Below are 17738 nucleotides of genomic sequence, written 5' to 3'. Positions count from 1 at the left end.
GTGACAAGCCGACCCGGACAGTGGGTAGCGGCCGGTCGAGGTCGCGATGCGCTCGTCCACGGAGCGTCCGAGCGTGATCCGTCACTGATCCATCACGGGTCCACCTCGGACCACTACGAACCCGCCTACGGCCTCCGCGGGGTGCGATCGGTCATACCCGGGTGTGACCTTGGGTCTGCCGTCCTTCGGGGCGCCATCCCGTCGAGCGAAGGAGCCGGTCCGTGAAGACGTATCCGACCAGAGCCAAGCCGGGCCGGGACATCCCGGGCATGGTGGCCCGCCCGGCCACGGACGAACTCGGTGAGGCCGTGTCGGTGTTCGTCCGGGCCCGGCCCGGGCTGCTCAGGATCGTCCACCGCATCACCAGCGACGCGGTCGAGGCCGAGGACGTCCTCCAGGAGGCATGGGTGCGGTGGCAGGGAACCGACCGCACGGTCGTGCTCGACCCGCCGGCGCTGCTCAGGACGACGACGATCCGGCTCGCCGTCAATGTCGTCCAGTCCGCCCGCAGACGCCGGGAAACCTGCGCCGGCGCCTGGCTGCCGGACTCGACGGACCACCAGGCCGGTCCGGACGCGGTGGCCGAGTTGCAGGACGCCGTCGAACGAGCCGTCCTGCTGCTGATGGAGACGCTGAGCCCAAGCCAACGCGCGGTGTACGTCCTTCGGGAGGGATTCGGCTACCCGTACTCCCGTATCTCCCAGATCCTGCACGTCAGCGTCACCAATGCCCGACAGCAGGTCTTCGTGCACAAGAGCGTCTCGCCGGCAGCCGGCGGCTCCGGCCGGTGGACCCGGACGCACACCGACGGCTCGTGAGGGCTTTCCGGGCGGCGGCCCGGTCGGGTGATCTCGTGCCCTTGGAGAGAGTGCTCGCCGCCGACGGCGCCTCCACTGCCGTGCGCGGCGAGCGAGTGGAGACGCGCCTTTGAGAAGCGGGGAAGACGGCCGGTTCCTCCCCCCGCCACGACCAGCTGAGCCGCTCATGGCGTTGTTATGCTCCCCCGCGTGCAGGGGTCAGGATGAGTGGGGACGATCCGGCGCGGCTGCGTGGTCGGCGCCGCGAGTGTGATGCGCTCGGACATCTGGTCTCGCAGGTGGAGGCGGGACACAGCGCGGTGCTGGTCCTGCGCGGTGACGCCGGAATCGGGAAGTCGGCTCTGCTGGATCACCTGGCGGCACGCGTCGTCGGACACCGCGTCGCCCGTGTGGCGGCCGCCGAGTCGGAGATGGAACTGCCGTTCGCGGGGCTGCACCAGTTGTGCGCCCCGTTCCTCGGCCGCATCGGCTCCCTTCCGCCCCCGCAGAGAGAAGCGCTGGCCACAGCGTTCGGACTCAGCACGGGGCCGCCTCCGGACCGGTTCCTGGTCGGTCTGGCCGTACTCGGACTGCTGACCGAGGTGGCCGCCGAGCAGCCGCTGTTCTGCCTCGTGGACAACGCCCAGTGGCTGGACCGGGTCTCCGCGCCCACGCTCGCGTTCGTAGCGCGGCGGATCTACGCCGAGCCGCTGGCACTGATCTTCGCCTCCCGTGAACAACGAGGACGCGACGAGTGGGCCGGCCTGCCCGAGCTGAGACTCGACGGCCTCGACGACACGGACGCCCGCGCGCTCCTGGACGCGTCGGCCGACGGCCCGATGGACGAACGGATCCGTGACCGCGTCCTCGCCGAAGCACGCGGCAATCCTCTCGCCCTGCTGGAACTCCCCCGCGGCCGCATCGAGACCGACGGACTCGACCTGCCCGATCCCGGACCGGTGACCAGCCGTATCGAGGGAAGCTACCTCACGCGGGTCCGCTCGTTGCCGGCCGCGACGCAGCGCCTGCTGCTTCTCGCCGCCGAGCCGGTCGGTGACGCGGCGCTGCTCAGGCGTGCCGCCGAGCGACTGGACATCGACTCCGACGCGGCCCGCCCGGCAGTGACGGCGGGGCTGCTCGACATCGGGGCTCTGGTGCGTTTCAGGCATCCGCTCCTGCGCTCCGCGATCTACCGGTCGGCCGGGCTGACGGAGCTGCGGGAGACCCACCGCGTCCTCGCGGAGGCGACCGATCCCGACCTCGACCCGAACCGCCGCGCGTGGCACCTGGCGCGGGCGACGGTGAGGCCGGACGAGGCGGTCGCCGCCGAGCTGGAGTCGTCGGCCGGGCGGGCGCTGACCCGAGGTGGCACCGCCGCCGCGGCGGCGTTCCTCGCACACGCGGCCGTACTGACGCCTGACCCGTGGCGCAAGGCGACGCGCGCCCTCGCCGCGGCTCAGGCGAAACTCCGCGCCGGCGCGCCCGTCGCGGCGCGGGATCTGCTGGCGCTGGCCGGGAGCGGCGTCCTGGACGCACTTGGCGCGCCCGCGTGGATCTCCTCCAGGCCCGGATCGCCTTCGCCTCCAGCCGGGACAAAGAGGCGCTCCCCCTCATGCTGGCCACCGCGCGGCGCCTCGTGCCACTCGATGCGGGCCTGGCTCGCGAAACCTTCCTGGACGCCCTGTCGGCCGCCATCTTCGCCGGACGCCTCGCCTCCGGCACGCACGTACGCGAGGTGGCGGCGACCGCGCGGAAGACGTTGCCGCCCGTCACGAGACCGCCGCGCACCGCCGATCTGCTTCTGGACGCCTTGGCCCTCCGCTTCACCGTCGGATACCGCGAGGCGGTCGCCGCCTCGCGCGAAGCGGTACGGGCGCTGCGCCGTGAGACCGACCCGGAGGAGATCCTGCGCTTGTCGTGGCCGGCTTCGGCACTGGCGGCCGAGATGTGGGACGACGAAAGCTGGACGGAGCTGGTGACACGTCAGGTCCGGACCGCACGGGCCGTCGGTGCGCTGGCCGAGCTGCCCCTCGCACTCAACTCGCGGGTCGTCCTCCACACGTGCGCCGGTGAACTGGACGCGGCGGGACTGCTCCTCGCGGAGATCGCCCGGGTGCAGGAGGCGACCGGCACCAGCTTCGCGCCGTACGGCACGATGACGCTCGCCGCCTGGCAGGGCCGCGAACGCGAGGCCGCTCCGCTGATCGAGGCGGGCACCGAGGAGGCCGTACACCGCGGTGAGGGCCTCGGCGTGGCCATCGGACTACGGGCGGCGGCCGTGCTCAACAACGGCCTGGGCAGATACGAGGAGGCCTTCGACGCGGCCCGTCTGGCGACCGCGCACCAGCAGGAGCTGATCGCGGCCAACTGGGGACTGGTCGAACTGGTGGAAGCCGCAGCGCGCAGCGGTCGCCGCGACGCGACCGAGGCGGCACTGGACCGGCTGACCCGGGCCACGGACGCAGCCGCCACGAACTGGGCGCTGGGTGTCCAGGCGCGCTCCCGGGCGCTGCTCGGTCGAGGCCATGCGGCCGAAGAGCTGTACCGCGAGGCGATCGAACGACTCGGACGCACCCGGACCGCGGTGGAGTTGGCCCGGGCCCATCTGCTCTACGGGGAGTGGCTGCGGCGGGAGAGCCGTCGCGTGGACGCCCGGAAACATCTGCGTGAGGCGCACGCCCTCTTCAGCCGCCTCGGTGCGGGCGCGTTCGCCGAACGCGCCGTCCGCGAGTTGCGGGCCACCGGTGAGACGGTGACCCGGCGCGACGGTGTCGCCGCGCAGACACTGACCGCCCAGGAGACCCAGATCGCACTGCTGGCCCGGGACGGTCTGACCAACTCGGAGATCGGCGCGCAGCTGTTCCTCAGTCCGCACACCGTGGAATGGCACCTGCGGAAGGTGTACGCCAAGCTCGGCATCCCCTCCCGGCGACACCTGCACACGGCGCTGTGACCCGGCGTCCCTACGCTGGAAGCGCCGGCGTGGCGGCCCCGCGGAACGACCGGTCGGAGGCCGGCTCGCCGACGGCGGACGACGGGTCCCGCGCCCACGCACGACGGCGGTCGCGAAGCCATGGGATCCACCCCCGTCGCCGGTCACCGACCGGTGGTCATGGCCTGCCCCAAGTTGGCGAGGTGTTCGTCGAACGTCCGGCGGCACTGGACGTACTCCCCACGCGGCAGCAGACCGCCTCCTGTCATGGCGTTGCCCACCTTGCCGGGAAGTGTCACCGGCACGACGAGGCGCCGCCGGCCCCGGGAGCGCAGAATACGACGCGTCATCTCGACCATGTCCAGCCGGGCGGGCCCCGCGATCTCCCGTGCCATACCGGAAGGGCCCTGCACCGCGTGCTCGACGAGCTTCTCGGCGACGTCCTGGGCGGCGACGGGCTGGGTGAGCATCCTGGGCATCATGACCACCGGTGACCGGTTGTCCAGCAGCGGCTCGGGGAACTCGAAGATCTGGGTGGCACGGAGCACCGTCCACGGCACGCCTCCGTCACGGACCAGTGCTTCCTGGACGCGCTTGCCGAAGTAGTACCCGAAATCCACCTCGTCGCTGCCGACGATCGACAAGGTGACCAGATGCCCGATCCCGTTCGACCGGGCGGCGGCAAGCAGGTTGCCGGTGGCCCGGGAGAAGAAGTCGACCGCGGTCTTCCTCCTCGTCGTGACGATGTTGGTCACATCGATCACCGCGTCACTGCCGGACAGCCCCTCTGCCAGGCCCACGCCGGTGGCCAGGTCCACACCGTGTGAACGGGCGAGAATCACAGGCCGGTGTCCCGCGGCCCGCAGCTCCGCGACGACGAACTTCCCCACCATGCCGGTTCCTCCGGCCACGGCCACCTGCATGTGATCGCCTCCTCGTAACGACGACGGTTCCCGGCTCCGCCCTACTGACAAGGCAGGTGCTCCCGCTGTGACACGTCGGGGTGGGGACGGCCGCTCTCACGCCGTCGGGGCGGGCGGCCACTCGGTGAGCACGGTGCGCAGTCGCCGGCGGAAGGTGATGCCGGCCGCAGAGCTGGTGGAGTCCGGTGAACGGCAGCTCCATCTCGACCACGAGCTGACACCGAACGACTGTCCCAACCGTTCGCGGGCCTGCCGAGCGGGGCGCTCACGGGTTAACCCGACGTGGCTTAGGAAAACCTTCTCGAGACGGGCCAGGTCACCCCAGCTGTGCGGCCGCTAGCAACGCCTGCACCAGCCGGCGTTGCGCTACGACATCCACGGGCTGCCGTCGCCACGGCGCGTCGAGACGCCGCTGTGCACGGGTGACCTGCCGCTCGCTCCACGGCGTCCTGCCGCTCGGCGACCACGTCGGGGGTGGCATCGGGGTCCGGCGGATCCGGAAGCCACGGGGTGGCGCACCACTCCCGCCGTCTGCGAACCGACTGGAGCACGTTGATCGCCACCCGGACGGTGATCGTCCGCAGCAGCGCCGGAGGGCTGTGCACGGTGGTGCGGTCGGTACGCTGCAGCCGCGGCCATACCTATGCTGTGTCCGTGTTCCTGCGGGCCCGGCCCTCATTGATCACCGTCGCCTATCGGATTGTCGGCAACGTGAGCGAGGCCGAAGACGTGATGCAGGACGCGCCATTGAGAACCCGTGGGAGGCTGCGTGGTGGTGCCCTGGTGATGTCGTGGTGGGGTCGCGGCCACGCACCGCGGCAGGGGACTCGTGACGGCACCGCGCCGTTCCCGGGCCGGCTTGTCACACGCGCGCGCGCCGCCCGGTCTCTGCGGAAGAGGGATGAGCTACCCGGTCCCCGCACCTCGGTCGAGAGGAAGACCCATGACCACGCGCATCGTGTCCATTGCCGAAGGCAGACGGCTCACCCGTTCCATCGCGGTCGGCCCCCACACCCTGACGGCCGACGAACCCGAGCCCATCAGCACCGACGCGGGGCCCACGCCGGGTGAGCTGCTCCTGGCAGCGCTGGGGTCCTGCACTTCCATGGCCGTGCGGGCGATGGCCGACCGGCACGGCTGGGCACTCGACCGCATCGACGTGGCCGTACGGTTCGGTGATCAAGGGCGCATCGTCAAGAACGTCGGGCTGACCGGCGACTTGGAGCCTGCGCAGCGCGAGCAGTTGCTGGCGGCCGCCGGGCGCTGTCCCATTCACCGCCTGTTGACCAGGGAGATCAAGATCGTCACCGTCCCCACGTTGCTGGCGGAACCGGACGTGTCCCCCGCCTAGCCCCCCGTGGCCGGGCCCCGCCCGGCAACCGGGCGGGTCAGGATGTCGCCGGCATCCCTTCGAGTTGCACGGAGCCGATCTCCTTACGGGAGGAGATGCCCAGCTTCGCGAAGATCTTCCGCAGATGCCATTCAACCGTGTGCGGGCTGAGGAACAGCCGGGCGCCGATCTCCGGGTTCGTGAAGCCGCCCCGGGCGAGTCGCGCGATCTCGACTTCTTTCGCTGTGAGGACCACCGGCGTCGCCGAGGCGCGTTTGCGCACTTTCACGCCCACGGCCTGCAACTCGCGTCGCGCACGCTCCGCGAATGCCTCGGCCCCGGCTTCGCCCAGCATCGTGTGCGCCTCGCTCAGCTGGGAACGGGCCTCGGCCCGTCGCTGTTCCAGGCGCAGCCACTCACCGTAGCGAAGTCGTGCCCGCGCGCCGTCCATCCGGGCCTGTGCCGTGTCGAGCCGTTCGATCGCCTCCCGGTGCAGGACGTCGGCATCGTGCCCCTCGCTCACCAGGGCACGGGTGGCGGCCGAGATGCCGAGCACCCAGTCGGTTCCGCTGACCTGGGCCATCTCCTCGATCGTCCGCACAGCCTCGGCCACCTGCGCGGTCCGTCCCAGTCGTGCGGCCGCTTCGACGAGTTCGACCCGGGACTGGAGGGACAGTCCGAGTTCCTGCGGGTTCCCGCATCCACGCTCGGCGGAGGCGAAGGCCTCCTCGTAGCGGCCCAGGCCGTTGTAGAGGACCGCCGCCGCCCACTGGGTCGCCGTCGTCACCTTGCCCTCGTCCTGCAGGAGACGGTCGTGCGTGAGTGTTTCGATCGCCTGCCGGGTCGTGGACTCCCGTCCCTTGAAGGGCTCCACGACGAGTGCTCCGTAGTGCGCGAAGAAGCTGCTGCCCGTGGCTTCACCGATCGCGTTCGCTTCCACCGCCAGGGAGTCGGCGTCGCGCAGGTCGCCGGCGAACACCCGGTTCGACAGGCGCAGGAGGAGGGCCGAGGGCAGGACGGCGAGTGCTCCGTTGCCGCGGGCGAAGTCGACCAGCCGTGCCGAGAGCTCGGACCAGGCGGCGAAGTCCCAGGTGCTGTGGGCCATGCGGCACACGAGCGGAAGCCATCCCAGGTCCTCCTCCTGGGAGAGTCCTCCCGTGCGGAACGCGTCGACGGCCTCCCGGAGGATCGGTGCGCCCGAGGAGTATCCCTCGGTGATCACCCGTGCGAGACCGGTCAGGAGAAGACCTTCACGGCTCTCGGTGTCGACGCGGCCCGGCGCACTCAGCACCGCCTCGGCGACGTCGCGGACGCCGCCCGTGGCCAGCCGGCCCGCGGTCAGGGCCGCGTAGATCGCGTCCCGGTATGTCTTACCGGCGAGTACGGCGTCGTACGGCTGGAGCCGTTTGGCCGCTTCGAGCAACAACGGCAGGCCGGCGCCGGCGCTCTCGGCCGCGGACATGATCTGTCCCCGGAGCAAGGTCGCCTGTGCGGCTCCGACCTCGTCGAGATGGCTCAGTTCCGCGGCGTCGACCAGTTCCCGTGCCACGTCGAAGGCGCCCGCCTGGTATTCGGCCTGCGCCGCGGCCAACGCCCTGGCTCCACGGCGTAGGGGATCCGGAGTCAGTTCGGTGGCCCGGTGCAGGAAGGCTGCCGCCGCCGCGACCCCGCCGCGCGCGTACGCCCGCCCGGCGGATCCCTCCAGTTCGGCGGCCACGGTCTCGTCCGGTCCCGTCGCCGCGCCGGCCAGGTGCCATACGCGGCGTTCGGGATAGACACTCGCGTCGATCGAGTCGGCCAGAGCCGCGTGCACGCGCCGGCGTTCCTCCAAGCCGACGGCACGGTACGCCGCGGAGCGGACCAGCGGGTGGCGGAAGCGCACCCATGTGCCGAGCGTCATCAGTCCCGACGCCTCGGCGTCGGCCACGGCGGTGTCCACGGAGATTCCCAGGCGCTCTGCGGCATCCCGCAGCAGGGCCACGTCACCGACCGGCTCGGTGGCGGCGATGAGCAGCAGTTGTTGCGCCTCCGGGGGAAGCGACTGGATCCTGCGGAGGAAGCCCGCCTCGATCTGGCTGGACAGGGGCCGGGCGCCGGGCCCTGCGAAACCTCCGGCCAGCTCGACGGCGGTCAGGCCTCGTGGCAGTTCCAGGAGGGCCAGCGGGTTGCCGCCCGTCTCGGCGATGATGCGGTCGCGCACACGCTGGTCGAGCGGCCCGGTGACGACGGAGTCGAGGAGTCTGCGGGACTCGCGCTCGTTCAGTCCACGCACAGCAAGTTCCGGCAGGTCGGCGAGGATCTCGCGGGAACCGGACTCGCGGACGGCCAGCACGAGCAGAACCGATTCAGCAAGCAGCCGGCGAGCGACGAATTCCAGAATCTGGGCCGACACACGGTCCAGCCACTGCGCGTCGTCGACCAGGCAGAGCAACGGCTCGTCACCGACGGCCCCGGCGAGCAGACTCAAGGTGGCCAGACCGACAAGGAACCGGTCGGGCGCGTCAGCGGCCCGCATCCCGAACGCGGTGCGCAGTGCGTTGCGTTGCGGCTCGGGAAGGTCGTCCAGACGGGACAGCAGCGGGGCGCAGAGCTGATGCAGCCCGGCGTAGGAAAGCTCCATCTCGGACTGCACTCCGGCCGCCCTGACGACGCGGCATCCGGTGGCTCGGTCGCGCAGATGGTTCAGCAGCTCGGTCTTCCCGATGCCCGCCTCACCGCGCAGCACCAGAACCCCGCTTCGCCCGGCCCTGGCCTGCACGAGGAGGTCATCGAGAACCTTGCACTCGTCCCGCCGTCCGAAGAGTCCGGTCCGTGCTCCGTCCCTCGCCATGACAGCCTCCCCGCTGCCACGATACCTTGGCGTTCAAGGACCTCGAGCCCGTCCCGGACATGCCGCTCCCCGTTCTCACGAGCGGGGATCAGCCCACCGATCCCACGACGACGGCCGTGCACACGAACGTCAGCATGGTGATCACGGCCATGGCGATCAGCGTTCCGCGCAGCCATCGCCCGAACCGGATGTTGTTCGCCGTCTCGGCCGCGCCGACGTGGTCGGCGACGTACTTCGTCACCATGCGGGCCACGTACTTCTGCTCCTCGAGATACCACAGCTCGATATCCCTCTTCTGTTCGTGGGTCAGCCCGTCCATCCTCGCGGTGAAGGCCGTCACACGCCGGCGAGCAGTACTGAGATGAGCCTCCCGGTACAGATAGGCCTCTATGTCGACCAGTCCACGAGCTGCCTGTTTGTTCATGTTCATGATCCGTTCCCAGAGTGGGTGGCCCGGCGCTCGGCACACGGGGAGCCGGCGGTTCAGCCGGTCGCCTGCGCCGCCTCGTTGATCAGGCGCGCGACGTCACCGGGACGCGAGACGCTGACCGCGTGGGAGGCGGTGACGCTCACCATGGTGGCCTTCGCGCGCTCGGCCATGAAGATCTGCGCCTGGGCCGGGATGTTCCGGTCCTCGGTGGCCACGAGAACCCACGACGGAATGTCCGTCCACGACGGCGCGGAGGCACCCTCCGACAGCGCGACGTCGGCCACGGGCCGCTGGGTCGCGGCCATGACCGCCGTGGTCTCCTCCGGAACGTCGGCGGCGAACTGCTGGTGGAACTTGCTCTTCTCGATGTACAGATCCATGACCTGACTGCCGTCCGGCAGGGTGACCGGTACCGGATGGAGCGCCTCTCCCAGGGTGCTGCCCGGGAACTTGCCGGAGAGGGTGACCGCACTCTCGCCCTCGTCCGGCAGGAAGGCCGCGACGAAGACGAGTGCCTTGACGTTGTCGAGGCTGCCGGCGGCGTTGCTGATCACCGAGCCGCCGTAGGAGTGGCCAGCAAGGACCACCGGGCCGTCGATGGAGGCCACGAGTTGTCTGACGTACTCGCTGTCTCCGGCCAGTCCACGTAGCGGATTGCTCGCGGCCACCACCGGGTAGCCGTGCGACTGGAGCTTTTCGACGACACCGTTCCAACTGGAAGAATCCGCGAATGCGCCGTGGACGAGGACGATGGTCGGCTTCTGTGCACTCATGAGAGTGACCTTTCGTTTTGCCAGTGAAGTACACCGGTGAATCGCCGATGAAATGCGCGCCCGTCTGGGCGTACGACCGTGCTGTTCCGCGGTACGTCCGGTGTCAGGAATTCGTCCGCGAAATACCGCGCGGCTGATCAGTCGGTGCCCAGGGCCTTGCGCAGGACGTGGACGGCCTGCTCGATCGCCGCGGTCGAGGCCTGAGTGCCGCGGACCGGGTTCAGCATCATGAAGTCGTGCAGGCTGGCGTTGTAGCGGATGCTGGCCGTCGGCACGCCGGCCTGGATCAGCTTGCGGGCGTACGCCTCGCCCTCGTCGCGCAGTACGTCGTTCTCGTCGACCACGACGAACGCCGGCGGCAGCCCCTGGAGGTCCTCCAGGGTCGCGCGCAGGGGGGAGGCCGTGATCTGGTTCCGCTCGGCCGGGTCGGTGGTGTAGGCGTTCCAGAACCACTCCATGGCCTTCGCCGTCAGGTGCGGACCGTGGGCGAAGAGCCGGTAGCTCTCGGTGTTCTGCCCGGCGTCGGTGACGGGGTAGTACAGCGACTGGTGCAGGAAGGTGACGTCGCCGCGCCGCTTGGCCAGGTGCGTCAGGGCGGCGCTCATGTTGCCGCCGACGGAGTCACCGGCGACGACCATGCGGGAGCCGTCCAGACCCTCTTCGGCGCCCTTGGCGGTGACCCACTGGGCGGTGGCGTACGCCTGCTCGACGGCGACGGGGTACTTCGCCTCCGGTGAGCGGTCGTACTCGACGAAGACCAGGGCCGCCTCCGCGCCCACGGCCAGTTCACGCACCAGGCGGTCGTGGGTGCCGGCGTTGCCGAGGATCCAGCCGCCGCCGTGCACGTAGAGGATCACGGGCAGGACGCCGGTGCTGCCGACGGGCTTGATGATGCGCACCCGCACGTCACCGACCTCGGCGGGGACAGTGATCCACTTCTCGTCCACGTCGAGCATTTCGACCGGCCCGGACTGGACGTCGTCGAGCAGCTTGCGGGCACCCTCGACACCGAGTTCGTACAGCAGCGGCGGCTTGGCGGCCGCGTCGGCGAATTCCTGGGCGGCGGGCTCGAGAATGATGTCGCTCACGACATACTCCCTGTGAGGTGGTGGGTTTCGAAGACTTTCCACCTCATGAGACCGGGCCGGGAGTCGATGTGTGACGCTTCGGCGAAGACAGCGCGTAAATCGCTCACCGGCCACGGCCTGTCTCAAGGGTTTCTGTGCGGGCCCGAGCCGACAGGTCCGGCTTCGTCAGTCAGAAGCCGGCCGTGTGGGGTCGGTGGGCTTCGGCAGCAGGAAGCCGTCGACGTACAGGTCGACGTGCTCGTTGTAGAACGCGGTCAGTCCGGCGATGCGGTTGGCGTGGATGGTCGGGAAGTCGTACATCCAGGCGATGTCCTCGTGGGAGGCGGTGTCGCTGTCGAACGACCAGTAGCTGCTCGTCGTTCCCTTGTAGGGGCATCGGGTCACCGTGTCGGAGCGCCGCAACCTGGTCCAGTCGATGGTCGCACGGTCGAGGTAGTAGCGGGTCGGCAGGCCGGTCTCGAACAACTTCACGCAGTTGGGGGCTTCCGCCAGCACCACGCCGTCCACCTCGACCCTGACGCTGCTGCCGGAGCGCAGGGCGTCCACGCGGGAGTACGGGCTCCGGGGATGCACGAAGACCGGCTCGTCCTCCTCGAACCAGGAGTCCAGCGCCTCCCACTCGAAACGCACGGTGTTGTGCAGGGGCCCCGGGGCGCCCTCGCCCCACACCCACGCCGCCCCCGGCCGGACCTCCGAGCCGACCCGCAGGGTGTGACGGTGTGCCGGGCCGGCACCGAGGTGCTCCATGTGCTTGTCGTCGTCGAGGACACCGTCCACCAGGTCCTCGACCGGGATGCTGAACTGGGGGTAGGCCTGCCACTCCCAGACGTAGAGCGCGCGGCGGGTGTCGAAGGCGACACGTCCGCCGATCATTCCCCGGATGCGGCGAGGTACGGGCTCGACATGCCCGACCGGGACGATGAGGCTCGGGTGCAGGACACTCTCGGTTGCCATGGTGATCACCTTGAATTCGCTGAATGGTGCGCTCGCCGTGCCCGGTGTCCGCGGTCCCAGGATGACCGCCCTCGGGCCGACCAGCTTCACCTACTTGTCGTCACACGGTGTTACGGATCGTGTTGCACCGATCCGGACCGGGTCCTGGTCCGCCGGGAGTGACTCGATGACCGACGATGTCACAGATCGATGGAGCTCCCGGTCAGTGAGCTGTAACTGTCCCACACCTGAGGAGATCCGTCATGGACGCGCGTATCAACTACTTCGGCAACGCCCTGGCCGGCAAGGTCATGAAGCACCTGAACTCGGCCGGCGCAGCGGTGCACTCGGCTCTCCCGGTCGCCACCCAGGAGCTGGTGAAGATTCGTGCCAGCCAGATCAACGGCTGCGGCTTCTGCACCGACATGCACACCAAGGACGCCGCCGCCGCGGGTGAGGAGCAGCAGCGTCTGAACCTGGTGGCCGTGTGGCGCGAGGCCACCGTCTTCACGGACGCCGAGCGCGCCGCGCTCGAGCTGGCCGAGCAGGGCACGCGCATCGCGGACGGCGCGGAAGGCGTGTCGGACGAGGCATGGGCGAACGCCACGAAGCACTACGACGAGGACCAGCTCGTCGCGCTGATGTCGCTGATCGCCGTCATCAACGCCTACAACCGCATCAACGTCATCAACCGGCAGCCCGCCGGCGACTACAAGCCCGGCATGTTCGGCTGAGTCGGCCGCTGCGGCCCTGCCGGCCGCAGGACCGTCCCTCGCCTGGTCGCCCCGGCCCTCGACCAGGCGACGGACGTCTCCCAGCCGGGTCGGTCGAAGACCGCCCGGCGGCACGGAGCCCGGAGCGACCGCCGCGAGCCCTGAACCCGAAGGACCCTCATGTCTGAACGCCACGCACTCGCCCCTCTCCGGCGAGTCCGTACCGACGTACTCGAAGTCGCCTACCACGAGACGGGTTCGGGGGACGACACCGTGCTGCTCCTGCACGGTTTTCCCTACGACATCCACAGCTACGAGGACGTCGCCCCGCTGCTCGCCGAGAACGGGTTCAGGGTCCTCGTCCCTTATCTGCGGGGCCATGGGCCCACCAGGTTCCTGTCCGAGTCGACTCCGCGCTCGGGTCAGCAGGCCGCTCTGGGGGCTGACGTCGTCGCCTTCCTGGACGCCCTGGGCGTGGAGCGGGCCTACCTCGCCGGATACGACTGGGGCGGGCGCGCCGCCAACGTCGCCGCGGCCCTGTGGCCCGAGCGCGTTCTGGGCCTTGTCTCGGTCAACAGCTACCTCATCCAGGACATCGGCGCGGCGATGGAACCCGTCGCACCCGAACGGGAGGCCGGTTTCTGGTACTTCTACTACTTCCTCACCGAGCGGGGCCGGGCCGGTCTGGCCGCCGACCCGCAGGGGGTCGCCCGGGTCATCTGGAAGCGGAACTCGCCCAAGTGGCCGTTCCGCGAGGAGGATCTGGAGCGGACGGCGAGAGCCTTCGCCAATCCCGACTACACCGACATCGTGATCCACTCGTACCGGCACCGGCTCGGTTTCGCGCCGGGTGCCGAGACGTACGCAAGCCTCGAGGCACGTCTCGCCGAGCTTCCCGCGATCTCGGTTCCCGCCGTCACCCTCGACGGCCTGGCCGACGGCAACTTCCCCGCGACGGACGGTTCCTCGACCGCTCGTCACTTCACCGGCCCCCGGCTCCACCGCAAGGTGGCGGACGCCGGCCACAATCTTCCGCAGGAGAGCCCCGAGGCGTTCGCTGCCGCCGTGCGCGACGTGCGCGCCCTGCGGCAGGAGTACGTCGGCCGTGACGGCTTCGCCGGACGGAACCAGGACACGACATGACGCACTCCCCCGCTCCGGACGCCTCCGCCCCGCTCCGCCTCGCCAGTGCCCAGGGACGGTGGACCCTGCTGGCCACCGTTCTGGGATCCGGCGTGGTATTGCTCGGCTCGACCGTCACCAACGTCGCTCTGCCGCGCATCGGTGACGACTTCGACGCCGACCTCGCCGTGCTCCAGTGGACGGTGAACGCCTACATGCTGACCCTGGCGGGTCTGATCCTGCTGGGCGGCTCCCTGGGCGACCGTTTCGGGCGGCGCCGCATCTTCGTCCTGGGCCTGGTGTGGTTCGCGGTGGCCTCCCTGCTGTGCGGGCTGGCTCCGGACACCACCACGCTGATCGCCGCCCGAGCCCTGCAGGGCGTCGGCGGTGCCTTGCTCACGCCCGGCTCGTTGGCGATCATCGAGGCCTCCTTCCACCCGGACGACCGGCCGCGCGCGATCGGTCTGTGGTCGGGCTTCGGTGGTGTCGGCGCGGCCCTCGGGCCGTTCGTGGGCGGGTGGCTCGTGGACGGTCCCGGCTGGCGCTGGACCTTCCTGCTCAGCATCGTCCCGGCGCTGCTGTGCGTGCCCGTCGCACTGCGCCACGTCCCGGAGTCCGTCGGCACGCCCCGCACGGCCGGAGTGCGCACGGCCGGCACGGGGAGCCGGCGGGGCGTCGGTTTCGACATCCCCGGCGCCGTCCTGGGCGCTCTGGCACTCGCCCTGATCACCTACGCGCTGACCGAGGCCCGGGACGGCGGACCGGTGGCTGTCGCCGCGTCCGTCGCCGGCGTCGCGGCGGGTGCCGCGTTCCTCCGCGTGGAGCGGCGCAGCAGCGACCCGATGATGCCGTTGTCCGTCTTCTCGTCCCAGCAGTTCACCGCCGTCAATCTGATCACCCTGTGCGTCTACGCGGGCACGGGCGGATTCTTCTTCGTGACCGCTCTGCAACTGCAGATCGTCGTCGGCTACTCGGCGCTGGCAGCGGGTGCGGCCATGCTTCCCCACACAGCGCTGATGCTGCTGTTCTCGTCCCGGTCCGGGATGCTCGCCCGGCGGCTGGGGCCGCGGATACCGCTCACCGTCGGCCCGCTGGTGTGCGCGGCGGGCATGTTGATGATGCTGCGGGTCGGTCCAGGCGCGTCCTATCTTCACGACGTCCTGCCCGCCCTGCTGGTGATGGGAGCCGGCATGGTCGTCATGGTCGCTCCGCTGACCCTGACCCTGCTGTCCTCGGTGGACTCCGCGAACGCCGGGCTGGCCAGTGGCATCAACAACGCCGCGGCCCGGGCGGCCGGGCTGGTGTCCGTGGCCGCGTTGCCCCTCCTGGTCGGGATGGGACCGGAGGCCTACCGTTCGGCCGCGGCCTTCGACACGTCGTTCAGCCGGGCGATGCCGCTGTGCGCGGGCCTGCTGGCCGTCGGCGCGTCGGTGGCCTTCGGCACGCTGCGGCAGACCGCCGCGGCTTCTCGCGCGGTGCACGGGCGGACACACAGCTGGCTGATGGAGCCGCCGCTGGTGTCCCGCTTCATCCACCACCAGGTCGCCGAATGACAGCGGCGGGACCCGCCGCTGTCACACCGGCGGACGCCCGCCGGTCTCGTTGTAGAGAGGACCGCTGGTCAGCGGTTCGCGCGTAGGCGCGTCCTCACATGCCCACCGCAGGAAAGGAACCAGTCATGTCGTACCCGTACCCGTACCCGGAGCAGAAGTACTGGGAAGAGGACGGTGAGGTCAGTGCCGTCTTCCGGCCGGCCACCACACCGCCTGCCATCGGTGAGAGCGGTACCGGGAAGGACGCCACCCACTATCTGGCGACCACTGGTACCACGCGGGGTGAGTTCGGGCTGTACCGGGTGGAGATGCGGCCCAGGGCGGGCGGTCCCAAGACGCATTTCCACAAGCGCATCTCGGAGTCCTTCTACATCCTGGACGGCACGGTGCGCGTGTTCGACGGTGTGCAGTGGGTCGATGCGCGCAAGGGAGACTTCCTGCACGTGCCCCAGGGCGGGCTGCACGCCTTCCGGAACGACTCCGACGCTCCGGCCGACATGTTGCTCCTGTTCACCCCGGGAGCCCCGCGCGAGGAGTACTTCGAGCAGGTGTCGCAGCTGGCGCACGCCTCGGAGGAGGAGCGTGCCGCGTTCTTCGACAAGCACGACTCGTACTTCGTGGAGTAGGAGACACACGACAGGCGGGGCCCCGCGCCCGTGTCACCCCGGCGTTAGCCGGTGTCACGGGCGTGGGGCCCCGCCTGTCGTACGGGCGGCTGGTACGTCGTGTCACGGAGCGCGGTGATCCGGCACCTGGCACACAGCGCGGATATGCCGCCGTCCGCCGCCGTCGGGCAGCGGACGGCGGCCGGACCTCCGGGGTCAGGCGGTGGGCCGCGGTGCGCGCAGGTGGGCGCGCTCCTTGAGCTCCTGCTCGTCGACCAGTTCCAGCATGGGCTTGCCGGGGGCGCACATCATGGTGACGACGAACTCGGTCCGCTCGTCGGTGAGGGCGTTGCCGTCCTGGTAGTGGATGGCGTCGCCACCCGGCTCCCAGAAGGTGCCGCCGGCCTCGATGACGCGCTCGGGCTCGCCCTCGAGTTCGAAGCGGACCGCGCCCTTGAGGACGTAGCCGAACGCCGGACCGGAGTGGCGGTGCGGCGGGGTACCGGGGTCACCGGGCTCCCACTGCACGTGAATGGTCATCGCCGAGGCACCCTCGGGGATGGTGATGGGCGAGGCGTCCTGAAGCATCTTCGCCGCTCGGGTCCAGCTCGGGCCGTCCTCGCCGCCAGTTCCGTGCCCGTGCCCGTCGTGGCCGTGGTGGGCGTGCTGTGAGTTCTCCGACACTGAGTCGCACCTTCCGTGGTTCCACCGTGTCCGGGCGGCACATCCTCCGCCGTGCACGTGGTCATGTCCGGTCGTGAAGACCGCTCCTCCTGCTGACCGGGTGCCCGGCGGATCTGTGACACGGGGCTGCGGCGGCAGCCGGTCCCGCACCGGGGCACGGTGTCACAACAGCCGGACCCGTCCTGTCTAGGTGTGGTGAGCACGGTGACGCGCCGACGTCCGCCACCGCCTTCGACGCATAACCAGCGGGGTCATCGGCCCCTGGACGGAAGAGACCCAGATGAGAGTCGTCGTTGCAGGCGCCACCGGTCTGATCGGTTCCAGAACCGTGGCGAGGCTTCGGGACCACGGAGTGGAGGCCGTGCCGGTGTCCCGCGCGGCAGGGGTCGACGTCAGCACCGGACAGGGCCTCGATCAGGCGCTGCGCGCCGCCGAGGTGGTGGTCGACGTCACCGACGCGCCCTCACGGAGGCAGGAAACCAGCACGGCGTTCTTCACCACCGCGACGGGCAACCTCCTCAAGGCCGCCGCCGCGGCGGGCGTCGAGCACTACGTGGCGCTGTCCGTGGTCGGCGCCGACCGGGTCGGCTCGGGCTACTTCCGGGCCAAGGCGGCGCAGGAGGACCTGGTGCGGCACACCACCGTTCCGTACTCCGTGGTGCGCGCCACGCCGTTCCACGAATCGGTGGCGGCCGCAGTGACCGCCGGTACCCGCCCCGACGGAGTGCACGTGCCCTCGTTGCTGCTGCGTCCGGTCTCGACGGACGATGTCGCCGCGGCGGTCGCCCATGTCGCGGTGGGTCTGCCGCGGTTCGGGGTGCTGGAGATCGCCGGCCCGGATGAACTCCGGTTCGAGGACGTCACCGCCGAGCTGCTCACCTCCCTGGGCCGGCCCGGCCCGGTGATCGCCGACGCACAGGCCCCGTTCTTCGGCGCGGTGCTCGAGGAGCGGGCACTCCTTCCCGGGCCGGCCGCCCATGCGGGCCACCAGACCTTCACCCAGTGGCTCAAGAACCGCTGAGTGC

The 17738-nt window shown here is 70.4% G+C and carries 14 protein-coding genes and 1 pseudogene; 8 read left to right on the top strand and 7 right to left on the bottom strand.

What is annotated here, in order from left to right:
- The first annotated feature begins 221 nt into the window (after window positions 1–221).
- Entirely contained in the window at window positions 222–818 is a 597-nt protein-coding gene (locus AB0L21_RS13160; protein ID WP_365783930.1) for a sigma factor-like helix-turn-helix DNA-binding protein, read from the top strand.
- A 203-nt stretch (window positions 819–1021) separates the two neighbouring features.
- Window positions 1022–3750: pseudogene (locus AB0L21_RS13155) on the top strand (AAA family ATPase).
- Between the two features lie 143 nt (window positions 3751–3893).
- Here AB0L21_RS13155 and AB0L21_RS13150 read toward each other — a convergent pair.
- Window positions 3894–4652 (bottom strand): NAD(P)H-binding protein, encoded by a 759-nt coding sequence (locus AB0L21_RS13150; protein WP_365783928.1) that lies wholly within the window; start codon window positions 4650–4652, stop codon window positions 3894–3896.
- Between the two features lie 943 nt (window positions 4653–5595).
- Here AB0L21_RS13150 and AB0L21_RS13145 point away from each other — a divergent pair.
- Window positions 5596–6003, top strand: a complete 408-nt coding sequence (locus AB0L21_RS13145; RefSeq protein ID WP_365783926.1) for an OsmC family protein — start codon at window positions 5596–5598, stop codon at window positions 6001–6003.
- A gap of 37 nt (window positions 6004–6040) precedes the next feature.
- Here AB0L21_RS13145 and AB0L21_RS13140 read toward each other — a convergent pair whose 3' ends face one another.
- From AB0L21_RS13140 to AB0L21_RS13120, 5 genes are all read right to left on the bottom strand, one after another.
- Window positions 6041–8812, bottom strand: coding sequence for an AAA family ATPase (locus AB0L21_RS13140; RefSeq protein ID WP_365783924.1), 2772 nt, complete (start codon window positions 8810–8812; stop codon window positions 6041–6043).
- Between the two features lie 88 nt (window positions 8813–8900).
- Entirely contained in the window at window positions 8901–9242 is a 342-nt protein-coding gene (locus AB0L21_RS13135) for a hypothetical protein (protein ID WP_365709248.1), read from the bottom strand.
- A gap of 53 nt (window positions 9243–9295) precedes the next feature.
- Complete coding sequence (locus AB0L21_RS13130; protein WP_365709250.1) at window positions 9296–10015, bottom strand: alpha/beta hydrolase; 720 nt, start codon at window positions 10013–10015, stop codon at window positions 9296–9298.
- Window positions 10016–10152: 137 nt separating this feature from the next.
- Entirely contained in the window at window positions 10153–11103 is a 951-nt protein-coding gene (locus AB0L21_RS13125) for an alpha/beta hydrolase (protein ID WP_365783922.1), read from the bottom strand.
- A 165-nt stretch (window positions 11104–11268) separates the two neighbouring features.
- A complete protein-coding gene (locus tag AB0L21_RS13120; protein WP_365783920.1) occupies window positions 11269–12057 on the bottom strand; it encodes a DUF427 domain-containing protein in 789 nt (262 codons plus the stop codon).
- A 242-nt stretch (window positions 12058–12299) separates the two neighbouring features.
- Here AB0L21_RS13120 and AB0L21_RS13115 point away from each other — a divergent pair, with 242 nt between their 5' ends.
- From AB0L21_RS13115 to AB0L21_RS13100, 4 genes are all read left to right on the top strand, one after another.
- The gene (locus AB0L21_RS13115) at window positions 12300–12770 is read left to right on the top strand and encodes a carboxymuconolactone decarboxylase family protein (protein WP_365709256.1); all 471 of its coding nucleotides are present in this window, start codon (window positions 12300–12302) and stop codon (window positions 12768–12770) included.
- Between the two features lie 159 nt (window positions 12771–12929).
- Window positions 12930–13892: an alpha/beta hydrolase gene (locus AB0L21_RS13110; RefSeq protein ID WP_365783918.1), complete on the top strand. Its 963-nt coding sequence runs from the start codon at window positions 12930–12932 to the stop codon at window positions 13890–13892.
- The gene (locus AB0L21_RS13105) at window positions 13889–15424 is read left to right on the top strand and encodes an MFS transporter (RefSeq protein WP_365783916.1); all 1536 of its coding nucleotides are present in this window, start codon (window positions 13889–13891) and stop codon (window positions 15422–15424) included. The genes AB0L21_RS13110 and AB0L21_RS13105 overlap by 4 nt, the downstream gene beginning before the upstream one ends.
- Window positions 15425–15549: 125 nt before the next feature.
- Complete coding sequence (locus AB0L21_RS13100; protein ID WP_365709262.1) at window positions 15550–16050, top strand: cupin domain-containing protein; 501 nt, start codon at window positions 15550–15552, stop codon at window positions 16048–16050.
- 195 nt (window positions 16051–16245) lie between these two features.
- Here AB0L21_RS13100 and AB0L21_RS13095 read toward each other — a convergent pair whose 3' ends face one another.
- The gene (locus AB0L21_RS13095; protein WP_365709264.1) at window positions 16246–16713 is read right to left on the bottom strand and encodes a cupin domain-containing protein; all 468 of its coding nucleotides are present in this window, start codon (window positions 16711–16713) and stop codon (window positions 16246–16248) included.
- A gap of 280 nt (window positions 16714–16993) precedes the next feature.
- Here AB0L21_RS13095 and AB0L21_RS13090 point away from each other — a divergent pair, with 280 nt between their 5' ends.
- A complete protein-coding gene (locus AB0L21_RS13090; RefSeq protein WP_365709266.1) occupies window positions 16994–17734 on the top strand; it encodes an NAD(P)H-binding protein in 741 nt (246 codons plus the stop codon).
- The last annotated feature ends 4 nt before the right edge of the window (window positions 17735–17738 follow it).

It is taken from the genome of Streptomyces sp. NPDC052721 (assembly GCF_040678315.1).
Classification (GTDB): Bacteria; Actinomycetota; Actinomycetes; order Streptomycetales; family Streptomycetaceae; genus Streptomyces.
This window is presented reverse-complemented; position numbering and strand designations above follow the sequence as displayed.

Coding starts and splice junctions, on each gene's coding strand:
- AB0L21_RS13150 (WP_365783928.1), bottom strand. CDS start 4,652: ATGCAGGTGGCCGTGGCCGGAGGAACCGGCATGGTGGGGAAGTTCGTC.
- AB0L21_RS13145 (WP_365783926.1), top strand. CDS start 5,596: ATGACCACGCGCATCGTGTCCATTGCCGAAGGCAGACGGCTCACCCGT.
- AB0L21_RS13140 (WP_365783924.1), bottom strand. CDS start 8,812: ATGGCGAGGGACGGAGCACGGACCGGACTCTTCGGACGGCGGGACGAG.
- AB0L21_RS13135 (WP_365709248.1), bottom strand. CDS start 9,242: ATGAACATGAACAAACAGGCAGCTCGTGGACTGGTCGACATAGAGGCC.
- AB0L21_RS13130 (WP_365709250.1), bottom strand. CDS start 10,015: ATGAGTGCACAGAAGCCGACCATCGTCCTCGTCCACGGCGCATTCGCG.
- AB0L21_RS13120 (WP_365783920.1), bottom strand. CDS start 12,057: ATGGCAACCGAGAGTGTCCTGCACCCGAGCCTCATCGTCCCGGTCGGG.
- AB0L21_RS13115 (WP_365709256.1), top strand. CDS start 12,300: ATGGACGCGCGTATCAACTACTTCGGCAACGCCCTGGCCGGCAAGGTC.
- AB0L21_RS13110 (WP_365783918.1), top strand. CDS start 12,930: ATGTCTGAACGCCACGCACTCGCCCCTCTCCGGCGAGTCCGTACCGAC.
- AB0L21_RS13105 (WP_365783916.1), top strand. CDS start 13,889: ATGACGCACTCCCCCGCTCCGGACGCCTCCGCCCCGCTCCGCCTCGCC.
- AB0L21_RS13100 (WP_365709262.1), top strand. CDS start 15,550: ATGTCGTACCCGTACCCGTACCCGGAGCAGAAGTACTGGGAAGAGGAC.
- AB0L21_RS13090 (WP_365709266.1), top strand. CDS start 16,994: ATGAGAGTCGTCGTTGCAGGCGCCACCGGTCTGATCGGTTCCAGAACC.